Consider the following 17,908-nt stretch of genomic DNA (forward strand, 5'->3'; position numbering starts at 1 on the left):
ACGGCCTCGCCGCCGGGCGGGCCGCTCAGCCACACCCAGACCGAACATCACATCGGATGGATCCGCAGGCCCGTGACGGCCTGCTCGCGATCGGTGATCCTGTCGTAGTCGTCGAAGGTGATCGCGAGCTCGTCGCCACGTTTGGTACCGCGCCCGACCGCGATTTCGGCATCGAGAAGCGGGTGTCGACGTCGCGGTCGGGGTCGACCTCCGAGAGCAGTGGTATCGGCTCGCCTGGGACCGGGCGCAGGATTTCCTTGCGCACCAATCGCAGCAATTGGATCGCGGTGTCGGCGTCCAGGCCGCGCCGCATCGCGGTCGGCCGCGCCAACGCCGCCCGTAGCGGGCCAGGCAGGGCACCCGCGCGCAGCGCCAGATACAGGACGACGTCGGTGGCCACCGCCTGCAACGCGGTCTGATCCAGCTGCGCGCGTAGATATGTCAGGGCGGCCTCCAACTCGGCGATCGACCATCGTGTCGCCGCGAGTAGGACATCGACGCCGATCCCGTCCCGGCTGACCAGCACCGCGAGCAAGGTCTGGGCGTGCGTCGCGGCCTCGATGTCGTCGATCATGTCTGGATCGTGTTCGGCGAGCACAATCGCGGCGCGATCAGTCAGCAGCATCTCGTCCACGCTCGAGCGCAGCAGATCGTGTAGGCGCGAGAGCATTGTCAGCGTCACCGTGCGCTGGTCGGGGTCGCGTTCGAGGTCGGTGAGGCTGAATCCGGTCGCCAGCATAGGGCGCTGGCGTCGACGGCCTTGCGGCTTCGGTCTCGTGAGCGAAGACGACCATGGGCTCGAGCTCTGCTGGCACCGTTAATCCGGAACGCGCCACTCCCTTGAGCCATAAGTACGCAAAAATACCCACCGGATACTTTTCAGAATCCGGCGGGCATTTCGCGGCGAAGTGGTGTGACCCCGTGCCGAAGGGCGGTCACAAGATCGCGCGGAACTCGATGGTCACCACGACGCTGACCAGATACTCGATCGTTGTTGCGAGCGTCGGCACGATCGTGTGGTCGATGCCGACGACGGTGGGGGCGAAGATGCTACCCGTCAGCGTGGTCTCTTCGGCTGCGGCGGTGCGGGCACGCTCTTGGCATCCCTCGACGAGGGCTTCGACGGCTTCGGAGACCTTCTCGGGTGAGTCGACGGTACGGGTGGCCGCGTAGGCGATGACATCGTCGTGCAGGGAGGTCGGGCTGCTCATGATCTCAGTATCCTCGAGGTCGCGGAACGGGTGTCGGAGCGGCTTCATGGCTGCTTCGAGCAGGGGAATCGGTTGCGGCTTCACTGGGGGTCCTCGGCCTCGGCGCTGCTGATGGTGTCGATGAACGTGCGCCCGTGACGGTCGATGGTCGTGACGTTCTGGCGGTAGGTTTTCGTCTCGCCGGAGGGCCTACGCTCGAACACGTCCACAAGGTAGTGGGTGGGCTGCTGTTGGTTGATTGTCAGGCAGTAGACCGTGGAGACGGGGATGGTGTCGATGCCCTGTTGGATCGACGCCGCCGAGTACTCCGGGGACTCCGGGAGCACCATGGCCCGGACCTGATCACCCGAGCGTGCTCCGTAGTACGCGTGCTGGAAGGCGAAGACCGCCGCAACCCCACCAGCCGTGCTGCCGGGCCCGTTGCCGCGATACACGTTGCCCTCCACGGTGTTCGGGCAAGGACCGCCTGACAGAAAGTTCGCCGGGGTCGTTGTCACCACCGGTGGGGGAGCACTCGGCAGGACAGGAAGTGCGGTGTGCGTCTGCCCTGCGCTCAGCCCCAACCCCAGCGCGCCGAGACCGAGCGCACCCACGGCCGCCGAGATCCCCAGCATCAGATGCCGGGGACGGCGCGTCGGCTCGGGGTCGGTGTTGCTGTCGTCCGGCGCCGCCTCGACGGGCTGCTCGGGTTCGGGCTCCGGTGCGGCTTCGGGGACATGCACACGCGAGAGCACCGGTGTCCAGGGCCCCGAGGGAGGGGCCGACCGATCGGTGGTGGCGTTCATTCTGATCTTCTCCTTGTTCAACGCCCGCGACCGAGACTGCGGTGCGGTGCGGTGGTGGTTGTGGTTGAAGCTGTCGGGGACAGCGCGGTGCCAGTGAAAGCCGTTGTCGTGGCGATCGGGGTCAACGGTCCGCTGGCGGCCCGCAGCGACTGTTCACCACGGCGGGCCTCTTGTAGCGCGGCAAAGGTCGGCCGCCGACCATCACCGCGCGCTGCGGCAACATCTGCGCCCCGACTGCGAGATGGCGAGGCTGCCGGTTCGGGTGCGCTGGCTTGGCGTACGTAGCGCACGGCCGCCTCTACCACCGCTCCGGTTTTGCGGGGATCGCCGTTGGGAAGCGAAGCCCATTGCGGCGAGCCCAGTTCCGGGATCTCGCCTCGCCGCTGGGCGCTCTTCAAGTACGGGGCAGCCCATATCTGCACCGCCTCGACGCTCAAGCGATCCGCCGCACCGGGGTGACGAAACCCCGGCTGCACAGCAGCCGCCTCCTGTTCTGCCACCACGTCGGCGCGCAGCACACCGGACAGCGATTTGAGCTTGTCGGGGCGGAATCCGGTGAATCGAACGTTTCCGGCTTCGACCACGGGGGCACCACGAAATCCCATGCTCAACAGACGCTCTCGCGCATCGGGGTCCTGGGCGACATCGACGACCCGATAGGCGAACCCGAGGTTGTCGAGCGTGCGTTTGGTGGCATCGCACTGCGGGCAGTGGGGTTTGGTGTAGACGGTGATCTCTACGCCCTCGTGTGGTGGCGTTTCGGTCGGTGGCATGGCTGGCTCCGGAATCTGTTGGTTGTCTGTCGCGTGCGTCGCCGCGGTTTCGATCGCGTAGTCGGCCCCGATCTCTGGGGCCCACACCCACCGCCACCCGGTCTCGGGATCGAACGAACGCCGAAACGCACCTTCCAGGGTGTTCTCGGCCTCGGCGAGGATTGCCTGGGCGGTCGGGAAGCCCTGGTCGAGCTGGGTATCGGTGACCGGCACGAGTTCATCGATGTCGTGATCGAGGTCGAAATGGTCGCTGAGGTCTTTGCCCGTGGCAGCCTCCACGACCACCACTTCCCGCACCAGGCCGATCAAGAGCCGTTGGACCTCGGCGGCGTGGTGGTAGCCGGCCTCGTCGCGGTCGGCCACGATCACCACCCGCGCCGCGCCGGCGAGTTGGCGGGCGTGGGCGCGCCGAAAGGCACCCGCTCCCATCGCGTTGCAGGTGGCGACCAGTCCCGCCCCACGCGCCCGTTCCACATCCTTTTCTCCCTCGACGAGGAAGATCTCCTCACCGTCGGCGATGGCCTGCGCCACTTCGGGAAGGCGGTAGAGCGCCGGGGTGAAACCGCCCTTGTGCCACCGGCCACCGGCGTCGACCCTGCGCTGGAAGAACATCTTGTCGATGCCCCGTTCGTGTGGGACATGGATCCGCACGACTTCGCCGAGCGGAAGGCCACGCTGGTCGGTGTAGAGATAGGTCGCGACCCGGTAGCGGGGGCCGACGACTTTGCCGAGGCGTTGCCTCTTCGACGGTCTCGCCGGATCACGAGCACTCCGCTGATCCGGTTGCGACTCGGGTCGAGGGGGCCGGGGTCGAGATGATGTGCCAGGCTCCCGGACCCATTGCCTGTCCCAGATCGCGTTACCGGACAGTCCGATGGCCGCTAGGACCTGCGTGTCGGTGCAGCCGGTGAAGCACCGCACGACCGTCTTGGCTTTGTCCTTGTTGTGGATCAACCCCAAGCTCGGGTCTGCGTCCTCGTGCGCAGGGCAGCAATACATCGTCCACTGCCCGCGCTGAGACGCCGGGCCGGGCAGGCGGTTGTGCTCGAACGCCCACTCGTCGAGAGCGCGCGTGATTCGGGCGAACGAAGCACGCGAGGCGGATGTATCGGCCACGGCGCACCACCTCCACTGCTCAAGTATCGAAAGTATCTAAAATGGCTAAAACATCTAAAGCTGGTCATGAAGGGCTGAGCCCCCACCGGGCGGTCGGCTCAGTGGCGCGTGGTCCGACCCAGCAGGCTCGCCAAGGTCATCCCCGCCGCGGCGCCCGCCAGGCCGCCCGCGACTCCCCGCGCTACGCGGCCCGTCCGTCTGCGTGCCCGGGGTGGCCCCGGGTTCGGGCGTCGGTACTTCACGGCGATCACGACGACCGTGATCAGGATGGCAACGGCCGGGTATATCAACAGGATCGACATTGCCGACCACCTCATCCTTCATTCATCGTCCGGCCGATCGCCGGGTCATGGTTCTAATGTATCGAAAGCATCCGAAGTCATTGCCGGGGGTTCGCTGATCGGTCGAGATCATGCGCTGTCGCGCTGCTGGTGGGCCTGGCGGGCCGCATCGGACCACTCTTGGCAGAAGGTCAATGCCGCGGTCGGGGAGAAGCCGGGGGCGCATTCTTCGCGGCCCAGCGACCGGTCGGGCGTCCGGTGGAGGCTGGGGCCGTAGATGTACCACGCCCAGCGTCCCTGGCCGGGCCTTCGGTCCAGCATTCGGGGGCTCTGTGGACCGATGAGGAACCAGTGGCCCCCGATGTGCAGCGCACTGAAATCGTAGGTACCCACCAGGGTTCGAAGGGTCCGCCACCAACCGCCACCGTGCGCCCTGGCGAGCAGCGCCAGCCTGATCGCACGGCAGTAGCTCAATTCCGCGTGGATAGCCCATGCCGCAGTGGTGAGGACCCGGCCAAGGAAGCGGACATTGCGCAACCGCACGTTCATCGGCTGCGCCGCGGGACGGCAGCCGATGCCCCGGCTGCAGTGACCGGGGCCGCGCGGAAGGCGAACGAGCCGCGGGCGACCGCGTGCGCGTCACCCCCTCGCGCGCTATCGGCGATCAGTTGCTCGACATGGCGGGCATGGCGTCGGGCAGTCGATTCGTGATCGCCGCGGTGGCGAGATCGCCCCTCGGCCAAGCTATCTCGCTGAACTCCGGCGTCCATCTGTGCGCGTGGGGAGTCGGCCCGATCGAAGTCGTCGTAGTGGGCACGCCACCGTGGGTCGGTGCCGAGCACGCCGCGATGCTCGCGTAGGTAGTGCGTCAGTGCGTTGTCCGCGCGGGCCACGGCTTCGGCGGAGCCGTCATCGGGACTGATTCGCACGAGCGCACCGTGTTGGTCGATGTCGATGTAGGAGGTGGCGTTCGCGGCGGTCTGTGCCTGCTCTAGCACTGCCTCGAGGTAGCGCGCGGTCATGGTGACCGATTCCGGCGTCTTGCGGTCGGGGGAGACGAGTGGATCGGGCATCGAATCTCTGTCCTTTGTCGAGGGTTGGCCGGTTGCTGGGCTCGCGCTCAGCTTCCGAAGCATCTATTGATGCTAGAGGCTCGATTGTATCGAAAGGATCTAAAGATTGATCGAGTCGATCGATGTTCGCCAGGTTTGTCCAGGTCAACGGCCTGAAAGCCAGTTTTCGCGCTTGGTCGCGCGAGTCGGGCCTCCGGTGGGCTCGGATGCGCGAGCGGGCGCGCAGATGCGTCGACCGTCGGCGATGCGTCGCTCTTACCCGGCTCGCCGGTGCGGGCGGTCTCGTCGGGGGTGTCGATCCGATGGTGCAACGGTTGGAAACGCCACGGGCGCTCCAAGTTCTTATAAGAACCTGGAGCGCCCGTAAGGCGGGTGCGGTTCTGCGGCTACGGTGCCGCGACCGTGTCGGCGGACTCAGTCGGGGTGGCGGGCGTTGTCTCCCGTCGGGGGAGTTGCTCGGCCAGAGCCTCTTCGGCCCAGTCCGACCACGCCGGGTAGAGCTCGGCCTCGGCCCACCAGGTAGCTCGTGCGTCGGCCATGATCTTCGTGTCGCCGCTGTACGAGCGGCGCGGTCGGGTGCCTGCCTGCTCGGGTGGAACGCGTCGACCGGGAGGGAGTCGGTCAGGAGCGGGTTCGTACTCGGTCAACCCCAACTCCGCGCGCTTGCGTGCAGTCTTCGAGGCGAAGGCTGCGTCCAGCCATCCTGCCCAGGTGGGGAACTGGCGAATCTGCTTCTGCCACTGCTTCTTTGCCTCGGACCAGACCTCGTTGCTACAGGAGAAGTTCGTCCTGCCCTTTGTCGGCATCTCCGTCTCGTCGGACTGTGTGTCGGCCACGGGTTTCCTCCCTCTCGACGGCAGAACGCGCATCCCCGGTCCGCGGTCGGCTTCCCGTCGCATCTCCGATGGTTCCAGTGTATCCAATGGCCCGATCACATCTAAAGCGGCGAGCGCCCCGCCCATGCCGGGCCCCTTTAGACGCTCTCGATACTGTCGAGTCTTTCGATACATTAGAGTGTATCGAGTTCACCTGGGCAATCGTCCCAGGTGGATGTCCTCGACACATCAGCAACAACGGAACCATTGGGGCTGGTGAGATGCGCCGCCCCGCCGTCGAACACGGAGGCGACTATGGCGCGGCGACCGCGAAGAATACATATCAGCGAAGACCAGCTGAGCCTGGAGGCACTAGGGGGCGACCCGAACCCGGCACCCTCGACCGTCGACCACCGAAAGGACAACGAACGCGATGATCATCGACCAGGTCAGGACCTACTACACGACGTACCTGCCACGAAGGACGCGACTGCTGGAGGACCCGCAGACGCACTTCCAACAGCTGGCAGAGCAGATCAGTCAGCGAATCGAGCAGATCTCGACCCAGCTGGAAACCGACGCGATCACCTCCGGGCAGGACTACCTCCAACGGGTGGGGACGCTGAACACGGTGCGCGCCCAGGCGACGGAGATGGCCTTGGCCGAGCTGCTGTTTTCGATGCCCCCGGAGATCCAGGACGACCCGGAACCGAGCCGGACCGAGCGCGACCTGTTGGTGATGCAGCAGGAGGAGCGAGCGGTGGAGCAGCGCCTGGAGATGGAGCCGGGCAGCCCGGAGGCGAGCGAGTGGGATCGCCGGTATCCGCATCTGGTCGAGGAGGTCCACTGGATGCTGAGCGATCACGACGAGTTGACCGCCCAGCAGAAGCGCGAACAGCTGGCGCTGATCTTGGAGAGGCAGGACGCCGCGCGGCCGACGCGTTAGAAATCGGCTCCAGCACGCAGGACACCATCGTCACCGTCGATGGACGGGACTACCTCATCGACGGTGTGCAGGCGTGGGAAGTCGGCCGCGGCGAGTCCACTGGCGGTGACGCGCAGTGGACTCGCCTCCGGGAGGTCGGCACAGCGACCAGTGTTGGCGAAGCCGAGCGTCTGGCGCGGGCCGATGCGATGTTCAGCCCGGTCGAACTGGCAACGCTGCGGTGCACGATCGAGGACGAGGCGTACACCTACGGTGGCTACAACCGGCCACCCGAGATCTTCAACCCCTCCACCGCGCCGCGATACCTCACCGAGGGGCCGCTGAAGGCGCTGTCGGCGGGGGAGCGATTCGGGCCGACCTGGTTGTGGGTCGAGTGCTACCTGCGCGCCCACCCGGACCTCTACGACGAGACACCCGCCTCGGTCCAAGCCCGCCAGTACGAGCGCGCACATGCCACAGGGCCGATGGTCAACGCGGCCGGTGAACACCTTCGGGCCGGACGCTTCGAGCAAGCCCGCACGCTGCTCGACCAGGCTCAGCTCGTCAACCCCGCCGACGCCACCGACTACGTCGAGATGCGCTCGCGCATCGAGCGGCTGGCGGGATTCGTCGACAAACTCGGGCTGTCGGCCCACGAACGGTTCGATGGAGTGCACGGACAACGGGCGCGCGTCGTCGTCGGTGAACAAACCTTCCTCCTCGAACCCAGACGCGGCCAGTGGATCGTCCACCCCGGCGCTGACGCCGACGCGGCGTCGATCACCGAAGCGCTACCCGTGCGCGAAGTCATGCCTCGGATTCGTGCCCATCTGGCCGAGCGTCCCGAACCGGGGGCTTCCGCCGCAGTTGAAATCGTCGGCACCGAAACGCATCTCGCTACACCGCGTACTGATCCGCCAGAACCCGCTGCCCTGGTCGAGGACGCGACGACTCCGTTGCCGATCCTCATCGAGCACACCGCCGAAGGCACGCTGGTCCGCAACACCGACAAAGCGAACCTGCAACTCCGCCAAGCCCTGCACGACGCCAAATTCCAGTGGTCACGCCCCCAGAAGTTCTGGTACCAACGGCGGGCGACCGACTTCGCCGTGCGCACTCGCCGCGTCGGGTACCTGCGAGCCTCGCTCACCAGGCTCGGCCTGCCCTTCACCGAGACCGGCGCCGCGACCACCTCCGGCACTGCGGCCCTCGCCTCCGCCCACGCGGACACAACACCGCAGACCGAACACGCAATACCCATCGAATCATCGGAGGCTCAACAGGATTCGACCGCCCTGGCATCGCCCCCAGCAGCCTCCAACGGTCCGAACCCTGCACCCACGCCGTCCGAGTCGCAGGCACCGACGGCCGTTCCTGTTAACACCGACCAGCCACCAGCGACACCATCTCGAACCGAGGCGGCCACCGCGCCGGTCACAACAGAGAGGGCCAATGCGACCGGTCCCGTGAACGCGGGATTCCGCCGCGCCGAATGGCTTCCGGCACCCGAAGTGGAGATCCCCCGATCGCCACAGCGGCGCATCGAGGCGAACCTCGCGGCGATCCAGACTATTCAGGTCCTCGAACGCGACAATCGCACCCCGACGCCGGCCGAGCGAGAAACGTTGGCGAAATGGACCTCGTGGGGCGCCGCCGCCGCGATCTTCGACGCCGAGCGTGAAGAGTTCCGCGTCGACGCCGAATCGCTACGAACCCTGATCGGCGAAACCGGATGGAAGCAGGCCAACCGCACCGTCCTCAATGCCCACTACACCGATCCGATGATCGTGCGGGCGATGTGGGACCACCTCCAATCCCTCGGGTTCGTCGACGGACGAGTCCTCGAACCAGGCTGCGGTGCAGGAGCATTCATCGGGCGCGCCCCGGAATCGGCGCGCGTGACCGGTGTGGAACTGGACTCCACCACCGCTCGAATCGCGCAGGCGCTCTACCCGCACGCCGACATCCGGGTCGAATCCTTCGCCGACACCCGTCTGCCCGAAGGACACTTCGACGCCGCGATCGGCAACGTGCCGTTCTCCTCGACACGGCTCCACGATCCGGTGCACAACACCGGTGAGCACAGCATGCACGACCACTTCATCCTCAAATCGCTCGCACTGACCAAGCCGGGCGGTGTGGTGGCGGTGGTGACCAGCTCATTCACCCTGGACAAGAAGAATCCATCCGCCCGTCGCGAAATCGCCGCTCACGCCGACTTCCTCGGTGCGGTCCGCCTGCCCAACGGCACACACCGGCGAGTCGCGGGCACGGATGTGGTCACCGACATCCTGATCCTGCGCCGTCGAGATGGGGCAGCACGCCGCCTCGGTGGACCGTACGAGCTGGCCACCAGCACCGAAGTGCCCTTGGCTAAAGATGCCGGTGAGGCAGAAGTCGTCGTCAACGAGTATTTCCTCAACAACCCCGACATGGTTCTCGGTGAGCTACGGGCCGGTACCAGCATCTACGGAGGATTGGCAGTCGTGGTGCACGGGCGCGGCGACCTGGAACAGCAACTCCGTGAGGCACTCGATCGGATCGCGCGGCAAGCCCTGGACGAGGGCATCGCCCATCAGCCACGTGAACTGGTCGCCGGAGAGCGACGTGCTGCGGCCAGCGCACCCGGCGACGCGAACGAATTCCCTGGCCACCTGCGTGCCACAACACAAGGGTTCGAGGCACTGCACGTCGACGGCACCTACAGCGAACTGACGATCCCGAAAACCCAGGCCGAGGAACTGCGAGCACTGCTGGGGCTGCGCGACACCGCGGTCGCCCTGCTGGAGAACGAGGCCGCCAACGCCGAAGACTCCGACGAGATCGAAGCCCTGCGCACCCGACTCAACCGACGCTACGACCACTACACCGAGCGATTCGGACCGATCAACCGCTGCACATGGCATCCGACCGGACGCGTCGATGATGCGGGTGAGCCGGTCATGTCGGTCCGTCGCCCCCCGGTCATGCGGGTATTCCGCGACGATCCGCACGCCCCGATCGTGCTGGCGCTCGAGGACTACGACGCCACCACCGATGCCGCGGTGAAGATGGCGATCATGCGCCAGCGCGTCGTCGCGCCGCGCACCCCGCGCACCGGAGCGGACACCGCCGAGGACGCGGTGGCGATTTGCCTGGATACGCACGGCCGCATCGACCTGCCGGTCATCGCGGGCCTGCTCGGCAGCGACGACGCCCAAGCTCTCGCGCAATGCCGCGGTCTGATCTACCCCGACCCCGCCGATGATGGTCGCTTCGTTCCTGCGGCGGAATATCTGTCGGGCAATGTCAGGCTCAAGCTCGACCAGGCCCGCGACGCCGCCGCCACGAACCCGGAGACCTACAGCGACAACGTCACCGCGCTGACCGGGGTCATCCCCGTCGATCTCGGACCAGCCGAGATCGACGCCCGACTCGGCGCGGTCTGGATCGACGCGCCCGACGTGCAGGCATTCCTGAACGAGGTCCTCAACGACGACACGATCACCGTCGAGCACACCAAGGCGGGGGAGTGGAAGGTCACCGGCGGCCGTCGCGGCGTTCTGGCGACCCAGGAGTTCGGCACCGCCCGCGTCCCGGCACCCAAACTCGCCCAAGCCCTGCTCCGCCAGGCTCCGGTTCGCGTCTTCGACCCGGATGAGAACGGTGAGGCGCGCATCCCCAACCCGACCGAAACCGAGGCCGCGAACGAGAAGGCCGAACAGCTCAACGAACGGTTCAGCGAATGGGTGTGGGAGAACCCGGTCCGCGCAGCGCGGCTGAGCGAGGAGTACAACCGACGCTTCAACAACCTGGTGCTCCGCAACTACGAGACCGACGGGAAGATGCTCAGCCTGCCGGGCCTGTCCCGGGTCTACACCCCGCGTCCGCACCAGCGCGCCGCGGTCGCCAGGATGATCGCCGAGCCGAATGTGGGTCTTTTCCACGCCGTCGGCGCGGGTAAAACGCTCGAGATGGCGATGGGCGTCATGGAACTCAAACGCCTCGGGCTGGTCAACAAACCAGCGATCATGGTCCCGAACTCGATGCTCGATCAATTCGCCAGGGAGTTCTTGCAGGCATATCCGCAAGCGCGCATCCTCGCCGCCGGCACCGAGGACCTGGCAGGGGAGAAGCGACGACAGTTCGTCGCCCGCGCAGCGACCGGCGATTGGGACGCGATCATCTTGACTCGCGGGTCATTCCAGCGCCTCGAGGTCGCACGCGACACCGCGCACTGGTACTTCGACCGCGAGATCCAACCACGCCGCGAGTATCTGGCCGAACTCATGGCGGGCGGGGCCAAACGCACGACCGTCAAACGTATCGAGGACGCGATCCTCAAGTCCGAGGAGAAGCTGAAAAAGAAGGTCGGCGGCCCGACCGATCCGGGCATCACGTTCGAGCAGACCGGTATCGACTACCTCGTGGTCGATGAGCTGCACGACTTCAAGAATCTGGCCACCGACACCCAGATCGAGTCAGCCGCCATCGCCGGAAGCCAGCGGGCGCAGAAGCTGCACATGGTCGTGGAGTACCTGCGCGACAAGCATGGCGGGCGCGCCATCACCGGCGCCACGGCGACCCCGCTCGCGAACAGCATCACCGAGGCGTACGTCGTGCAGCGCTACCTCCGCCCGGACCTGCTCGAAGACGCCGGAATCCGCAATTTCGACGAGTGGGCGGCCACCTTCGGCCGCACCCGGACCGAGCTGGAGATGTCGGTCGACGGCAATTCGTGGAGTCTCAAGACCCGACTGGTGGGGTTCCGCAACGTCGTCGAGCTGCAACGCATGTTCCATGTCGCTGCCGACGTGAAATTGCCGGAGGACTTGAAGCTCCCGGTGCCCAAGCTCGCCCGTCGGGCCGACGGGGAACGTGCACCGGAGGTCATCTCCGTCCCGGCTACCGACACTCAGCTCGAATACGTTCGGGAACTCGGTGAACGGGCCCAGAAGGTGAAGTCGCGCGCGGTCGACCCGACGACCGACAACATGCTCAAAATCTCCTCCGACGGTCGTGCCGCAGCTCTTGACCTCCGCCTTGTCAGGTCGCTCGGACTCGGTTCTCGTTCCGTATCGGCGCACGAGGATCGCCCGATGTTGGACATCGCAGCGGGAGGCTCTATCGCAAGACACCTCCACGCGAAGTCTCCGAGTCCGGCCACGGCGAGGTATGTCGCGCTCTACTCGGCGATGTCGCGCGATCAGCCGGACGAAGAGGTTGGTGAGGATCAGTTCGGCCTCAAGCTCGAAGCGGCGGCGGACTGGATGTTCGACAAATGGCAAGCCGCCAAGGACCAGGTCTTCCTGGGTCGCGACGGACAGCCACACCCTCGCCGCGGCGGCCTTGTCCTGGCGTTCTGTGACCTGGGTACGCCAGGTGAGGACTGGAACGCCTACGACGAACTCAAGACCAAGCTCATCGTGCGGGGCGCACCGGCGGAGCTGTTCGCCTACATCCACGACGCGAAGAACGACAAGGGAAAGGCGGCGCTGTTCACCAAGGCCCGCAACGGCAGCATCCAGTTCCTTTTCGGCTCCACGTCCAAGATGGGCGTCGGCGTGAATATTCAGGACCGGATGGTCGCCATGCTGCATGTCGACTGCCCCTGGCGGCCAGCCGACATCGAGCAACGTGACGGGCGCGGCATCCGCCAGGGCAATCAAAACGCGGAGATCGCTGTTGCTCGCGCCGTCACCGAGGGGACGTTCGACGCCCGCATGTGGGCAGCTCAGTCGCGAAAAGCGGCCATGGTCAACCAATTTCTGAAGGGTTCGCTCACCGCCCGGGAGATCGACGATATCGGCGATGCGGCGCTCAACGCCAACGAGGCCCTCGCTATCGCCAGTGGCAATCCGCTGGTGCTGGAGAAGGCCGAAGTCGACATCGAGGTCACCAAACTCGAACGCTTGCGCCGAGCCCACCAACGTAGCCAGTCGATGCTGCATATCCGCATGCGCGACGCTGACAACGCCATCCCCAGCCTCGAAGCCGAGATCGATGCCTACACCCATGCAATCGCGCACCGAACGCCGACCAAGGGCGACGCCTTCGCAGCCAAGGTCAACGGTCGCTTCTTCGACCACCGCGGCGAGGCTGGCGACGCGCTGGCCGCACGATTGTCCAAGTTGACTCAGGACCCCCGCTCGGTGTGGAAGGAGTTCTCCGATCAGGGCGTAGCCGAGATAGCGGGTTTCACCCTTGACGCTCGTAACGTGCCCACAGGCCGCGACGCCCACGTCGCGGTGGTGTTCTCCGACGTCAGCGCTGATCTCTACGTCACCTTCGATGGGAAGACACTGGAAAAAGGTGGAGCAGGAGTGATGCTCAGGCTTGAGAATGCGGTCAACGGCCTAGATAAGCGACTCGACATTGCGACCAGCCGACTGGCTACCGAACGCACGGAACGCGAACGTTCCGAACAACGTTTGGGCAAGCCATTCGAGCACTCCGAGCGCCTTGACGCGCTACGGGAGCGGCAGAAAGCAATCAACCAGGAACTTTTGAGAGGCGACGAGGTCCAGCCCGAGGCGCCATCGTCGGGGCCGAAGGTGTCCACCGACGAGGCCGAATTCATCCAGTCAGCCGCCAAGAACGAAGCCGCGGCGATGGTTCATCAGTTCGGCGGTGCAGCAGTCGTCAACGGTGCCAACGGAATTTCGATCCTCACCAATCAGGGACGACCTCGATGAACTTTCGGGTTCGTACCTCGACATCGACCCCGGCCCGCTCCCTGCGGAAGTTGAGCTCGATATCGGAGGCACTGCAAGGTACTTCATTCCCGACAACGTCTAGCCTGTGCTTCGATACCTGGCTCGATAGAGGCGCTGAGAAGGCACGAGCCCGCGGTGAGTCCGAAGCCCGCATCAGCCAATGGGGCTCTACCACTGCCGCGGAATGGCCTGAGCGCTAGGACGACCTGGCTGCGCGGTTTTGGCCAGACATCCGACTCCGTGTGCGCAACTGTATCGCCAGCCATCGAAGACTACCGAGATGACTCCACCTCGCCAGCTTTCGCTCGAAGGACATCCGGTTGACTGGCAGCAAGGAGAACGACTGCGCCGTCATCACCATCAATCTTGCCCCGCGCGTCAGGGGGAGTTGAGTGAGACTTCGCACTTGTATAGGCAGATCGACACTCACCAGGCGAACTGACCACTACGTGGACCGTGACGGGTTCGATCGCGTCTACGAAGGGGCGCCGATCGCCATTCCTGTGAAAGGTCTGGAAGTCGGGGACAGTTTCGAGTTAGCAGGCTCGGCCGGCGCGGCATAACAGTGCTGCTCGACGACTCTGCTGCGTGTGGCTCCTATCCAACCGCCATTGCTCACCGAGCTACGAGGCGCACGGACTGAGCTGTGCTGCTCACAGCAGTGTGTCGCTTCGGCGCTCGGGAGCTGATAGGGCGGCGCGTCGCCTACGGTGAGCGTGTGATCGACTTGCCTGCACGCCGCGACCTGCAGCGATTGTTGCGGTGGCTACCGTTGATGCTGATTCCGATACTGTTGTTGGCCAGCACATATCCGGGCCAGTACCGGGTGCCGACCTACTATTGGCTGCTGGCGTTGACCGCCGGAGTGGTGTTCGTGGCGGTCGAGCGGTGGCCGTTGGTGGTCTCGGTTGTGCTGTCGTTGTTGGCGGTGCCGATGTTGCGTGCACCAGCGTGGGGTGTGTCGGGGCTGGTGCCATACCTTGGTGCGGTAGCGCTGGTCGTCGTCATCGCCCGGACACATCGGTGGGCGACCGTAGTGGTCGCGACTGCGGGGTGGGCGGCTGCGGTCGTGCTCGGTCGGGTTGGTTTGCATGAGACGTCCATCGGGCGTGCCTATATCGCGGTCGAAGTGGCTGCTTATGCAGGAGTGCCGTTGTTGCTGGGGTTGTACCTACGTGGTCAACGTGACCTCGCCGACAACCTGCGCAGGCAGGCCGCCGACGCCGAGGCCCGCACGCGCGTCGATGAGCGCGCAGCCATGGCCAGGGAACTGCACGACGTAGTCGCTCATCATATGGCCTCGATCATTTTGCGGATTTCGGTAGCCGGACATGTTGTTCGGGAGGCTGACTCGCGCATCGTCGGTGTCCTCGACGATGTACGGGCCACCGCCGCCGACGCGCTGTCCGATATCCGCAGGCTCTTGGCCGGGTTACGCGATCCCGCGCTCGGTGTAGTGGCCTTGGTTGACAGCGATGCGGCGGCCACCGAGATCGCCGCGGCCATCACCCGCGTCCGTAGTGCTGGGTTCACGGTCGACGCGCAAATCGACGCCGAACTCGGCGGGCTCGATGCGGTCAACCGTCTGACGTTGCTGCGGTTGGTGCAGGAATCGCCCACTAATGTGATGAAGCACGCGGATCGCGATGTACCGGTGGTGTTTCGGATCGGCAGAAATGACGGCGGTATCGAGATGGTCGTGATCAACGGTGGCCGTGACCATGGGGTGCCCCATGGTCACGGCCTCGTCGGGATGCGGGAACGCGCTGAACTCGCCGGTGGCGCACTGACCGTTAGCGCTGAGGACGGTCTCTGGGCTGTGCGCGCCCGACTGTCGGTCAGTACACGCGAAGACACCAACCTGTCGTGACCGCCGTACTACTGAGCGGCGGCTGACGCTTCGGTGGCGCTTGTGTCGGGGTGGCTACCGGGCCGGGTCGGTAGCCACCAGTTCCAGTCGCCGAGCAGACGCATGAGGGCGGGGACGAGGACGAGGCGGATCAGGACGGCGTCGAGGAAGACGGCGACGGCTAGGGCGAGGCCGAGTTGTTTGAGTTCGAGGATATCGGCGGTGAGGAAGCTGGCGAAGATGGCGACCATGATCGCGGCGGCGGCGGTGATGGGACGCGCGGTGTGGGTGAGTCCGGCGGCGACGGCGTGCTGGTTGTCGCCGGTGGTGTCCCAGTATTCACGGATGCGGCGGATGAGGAAGACCTCGTAATCCATCGAGAGCCCGAACAGCAGCGCGAACACGACGGTGGGCAGGTAGACCTGCACGAAGCCGGGACTGGTGAAGTCGAGGATGCTTTCGCCGAGGCCCCATTGGAATACGGCGACGGTGATGCCCAGGGCGGCGCCGGTGGCGAGCAGATTCATCGCGATGGCCTTGATCGGCAGGGCGATGCTGCGGAACGCGGCGATGAGGAAGATCAGTGACGCGGTCAGCACCAGCGCCACCACGAGTGGCAGTTTGGTGGTCATCTCGTCGGAGAGGTCGACGAATTCGGCGGTGCTGCCGCCGATGCGAATCTCGACGCCGACCGAGTCAGCCGCTGCGATGCGGAGGTCGCGGATGAGGTCGGTGGCCTGCATCGAGTCGAACGCGACCGACGGGATCGCCATCGCCAGCACTCGTCCGTCGTTGAGTTGGGTGGGGAGAACGGTGTCGATGCGATCGTCGTCGGCGATCTCGGTCAGGAATCGGTTGACTCGTTCGGGGGCGTCGCCGGTGAGTGGGGTGCCGCCAGGGCCGGTGGCGATGATTTCGACCGGTGCGAGTGATCCGGCAGGGAAGCTGGTGGTCAATGCGGTGGTGGCGCGTCCGGTGGGGGTGTCGTCGAGGGCGCTGGTTCCCATGTCGAGGCCGTAGCGGATCCCGAATATCGGGAGGGCGGCGATGATCAGTACCGCGACGGCGGCCGTGCCGAACAGGACGGGTCGGCGCATAACGAGATACGCCCAGCGCGCCCAGCGACCGAGGCTGGCACCAGGAAGGTCGGTGGTGCTGTCGGCGGGGCGCCAGCGTGCCGGGAGTGCACCGCGGTTGACGGCGGGGCCCAGTGCGGCGAGCAGGGCGGGTAGCAAGGTGATGGCGACGACGAGCATGCTGGTGACGGCGGTGGCGACGCCGATGGCGATGCCACGGAAGATCGGTGCCTGGATGATGATCAACGCGCACAGCGAGATCATCACCACCAGGCCCGAGACCAGAATCGTCTTGCCCGCGGTGGCCAGTGAGCGGCCGACGGCGGACGCGATCGCGGCGTGGTCGGCGACGGTGTGGTGGGCGAGTTCTTCGCGGAACCGGCTGACGATGAACATCGCGTAGTCGATGCCGACGCCCAGGCCGACCATGGTTGCCATGGCCACGGTCAGTGAATCGAACGCGGTCACCGTGGTGAGACCGAACAACACTCCGACCGCGGTGAGCAACCCCGCGATGGCGACTCCGATCGGGACCGCTGCGGCGGCGAGAGCTCCGAGCGCGAGGACGAGCAGTACGAGGGCGACCGGGATGCCGATCGCCTCGGCGCGGGCTAGATCGGCGTTCTGTAGTTCGGTGGCCGCGTTCTGCACCGCCGAGTATCCAGTCAGCCCCACTTCGACGGAGTCATCGCCTGTGGTGGTGATGGCAACTTGCAGGTCGCGGGCGACCCTCGCGCGCTCTGCCATGTCGCCGTCCATACCAGCCAGCGCGATCGCGACGTGACCGTCGGCCGAGATCTGGGATCCGGGCAATCCTTCGTAAGGACCGACGACATCGACCACGCCCTCCACCTGCTTGGCTGCGGTGACAGTGTGAGTGATAGCTGCGCGGAAGTCGGAGTCGTCGGCGGTGAGGGCAGAAGATCGCAGCACGATTACCGCCTGCTCGGCTCCGAACTGCGGGAAGTGCTGGGCGACAAGGCGATCGACCTCGGTGGACTCGGAGCCTTCGACGCCGAAGTCCATGGCGCCGAGCCGGTCTTCTAGTAGTGGGTAGGCCACCGCGCACACCGCCAGCAGTAGCGCCCAGATCGCCAAGACCGCGCGTCTGCGTCGGGCCATGAGAACCCCCCACCGATACAGCAGCCCTGGCGAGCCAGGTGGCAGTGGTTTCTGCGGTGACCTCTCGGTGACGGCGGTCTGCTGCTGGTTCACGTGTTCTCCCTCCGTAGCCGATCACCATTGATCGTCAAATGACGATGTGATCGTTGAAATGAGATTAATCACGCGAGCGGTCGATATCAATACC

At 65.7% G+C, this 17,908-nt stretch carries 12 protein-coding genes; 3 read left to right on the plus strand and 9 right to left on the minus strand.

Translation table 11 applies throughout. The features are described from left to right. Window positions 1-25 precede the first annotated feature (25 nt). The 8 genes from NI2_RS04760 to NI2_RS04795 all read right to left on the minus strand — a co-directional run bounded on the left by NI2_RS04760 (window position 26) and on the right by NI2_RS04795 (window position 6,075). Window positions 26-739 (minus strand): hypothetical protein, encoded by a 714-nt coding sequence (locus NI2_RS04760; protein ID WP_067486339.1) that lies wholly within the window; start codon window positions 737-739, stop codon window positions 26-28. A gap of 196 nt (window positions 740-935) precedes the next feature. Further along, window positions 936-1,211, minus strand: coding sequence for a hypothetical protein (locus tag NI2_RS04765; protein ID WP_133734023.1), 276 nt, complete (start codon window positions 1,209-1,211; stop codon window positions 936-938). A gap of 80 nt (window positions 1,212-1,291) precedes the next feature. Continuing rightward, entirely contained in the window at window positions 1,292-1,996 is a 705-nt protein-coding gene (locus tag NI2_RS34915) for a DUF8176 domain-containing protein (RefSeq protein ID WP_067486342.1), read from the minus strand. A 17-nt stretch (window positions 1,997-2,013) separates the two neighbouring features. After that, the gene (locus tag NI2_RS35590) at window positions 2,014-3,885 is read right to left on the minus strand and encodes a glutaredoxin domain-containing protein (RefSeq protein ID WP_067486344.1); all 1,872 of its coding nucleotides are present in this window, start codon (window positions 3,883-3,885) and stop codon (window positions 2,014-2,016) included. 98 nt (window positions 3,886-3,983) lie between these two features. Further along, complete coding sequence (locus tag NI2_RS04780; RefSeq protein ID WP_067486346.1) at window positions 3,984-4,187, minus strand: hypothetical protein; 204 nt, start codon at window positions 4,185-4,187, stop codon at window positions 3,984-3,986. 108 nt (window positions 4,188-4,295) lie between these two features. Beyond that, window positions 4,296-4,715, minus strand: coding sequence for a hypothetical protein (locus NI2_RS04785; RefSeq protein ID WP_067486349.1), 420 nt, complete (start codon window positions 4,713-4,715; stop codon window positions 4,296-4,298). Next, window positions 4,712-5,239 carry a hypothetical protein gene (locus NI2_RS04790; RefSeq protein WP_067486351.1) on the minus strand — a complete coding sequence of 176 codons (528 nt, stop codon included), beginning with the start codon at window positions 5,237-5,239 and terminating at the stop codon, window positions 4,712-4,714. The genes NI2_RS04785 and NI2_RS04790 overlap by 4 nt, the downstream gene beginning before the upstream one ends. A gap of 386 nt (window positions 5,240-5,625) precedes the next feature. Beyond that, on the minus strand, window positions 5,626-6,075 hold the full coding sequence (locus NI2_RS04795) for a hypothetical protein (RefSeq protein WP_067486353.1): 450 nt from the start codon (window positions 6,073-6,075) through the stop codon (window positions 5,626-5,628). Between the two features lie 412 nt (window positions 6,076-6,487). Between NI2_RS04795 and NI2_RS04800 the strand changes: the two genes are divergently transcribed. The 3 genes from NI2_RS04800 to NI2_RS04810 all read left to right on the plus strand — a co-directional run bounded on the left by NI2_RS04800 (window position 6,488) and on the right by NI2_RS04810 (window position 15,544). Beyond that, window positions 6,488-7,000: a hypothetical protein gene (locus NI2_RS04800; RefSeq protein ID WP_067486356.1), complete on the plus strand. Its 513-nt coding sequence runs from the start codon at window positions 6,488-6,490 to the stop codon at window positions 6,998-7,000. A 65-nt stretch (window positions 7,001-7,065) separates the two neighbouring features. Next, window positions 7,066-13,653, plus strand: coding sequence for a helicase-like domain-containing protein (locus NI2_RS04805; protein ID WP_067486358.1), 6,588 nt, complete (start codon window positions 7,066-7,068; stop codon window positions 13,651-13,653). Between the two features lie 739 nt (window positions 13,654-14,392). Beyond that, window positions 14,393-15,544 carry a sensor histidine kinase gene (locus NI2_RS04810; protein WP_084475982.1) on the plus strand — a complete coding sequence of 384 codons (1,152 nt, stop codon included), beginning with the start codon at window positions 14,393-14,395 and terminating at the stop codon, window positions 15,542-15,544. Window positions 15,545-15,552: 8 nt separating this feature from the next. Here NI2_RS04810 and NI2_RS04815 read toward each other — a convergent pair whose 3' ends face one another. Continuing rightward, the gene (locus NI2_RS04815; protein ID WP_084475911.1) at window positions 15,553-17,814 is read right to left on the minus strand and encodes an MMPL family transporter; all 2,262 of its coding nucleotides are present in this window, start codon (window positions 17,812-17,814) and stop codon (window positions 15,553-15,555) included. Window positions 17,815-17,908 lie beyond the last annotated feature (94 nt).

The sequence above is a fragment of the Nocardia ignorata NBRC 108230 genome (genome assembly GCF_001612905.1).
In the GTDB taxonomy this organism is placed as follows: Bacteria; Actinomycetota; Actinomycetes; order Mycobacteriales; family Mycobacteriaceae; genus Nocardia; species Nocardia ignorata.